The organism is Vibrio marinisediminis (assembly GCF_014050145.1).
In the GTDB taxonomy this organism is placed as follows: Bacteria; Pseudomonadota; Gammaproteobacteria; order Enterobacterales; family Vibrionaceae; genus Vibrio; species Vibrio marinisediminis.
The window spans coordinates 1-298 of the sequence record NZ_JACFYF010000171.1 but is presented as its reverse complement, the minus strand read 5'-3'; the positions used below and the strand labels follow the sequence as shown (position 1 = coordinate 298).

Sequence of the window (298 nt, the reverse complement as noted above, 5' to 3'; positions counted from 1 at the left end):
GAGGTAAAAAAATAAGTGCATTTTTATAGATAATAATTTAAAGACTATCAATATAATAATAGAAGCAAATTAGTATAATTAAATCAATTTTCAATGAAGTATTTTAAAGTTATAATTACAATTACAATTCTCATTTTTAATATATCCTGTGGACAAAAACAAACGCAAGAAAATGAGGTGATTAGAGGTGCAAGTGGAGAAGAAGATAGAGCATATAGTATTCAGCTTATGCAAAAAATTGTAGATCCCATTTTAAAACCGTTAAGTGAACAAAAATTGCATGAAAAGTTGCCTTTAA

At 25.5% G+C, this 298-nt stretch carries 1 protein-coding gene; it reads left to right on the top strand.

Translation table 11 applies throughout. The annotated features are described in order from the left end of the window. Positions 1–93: 93 nt before the first annotated feature. Positions 94–298, top strand: a 205-nt coding sequence (locus H2O73_RS23825; protein WP_220457732.1) for a hypothetical protein, incomplete at its 3' end; no start/stop codon positions are given.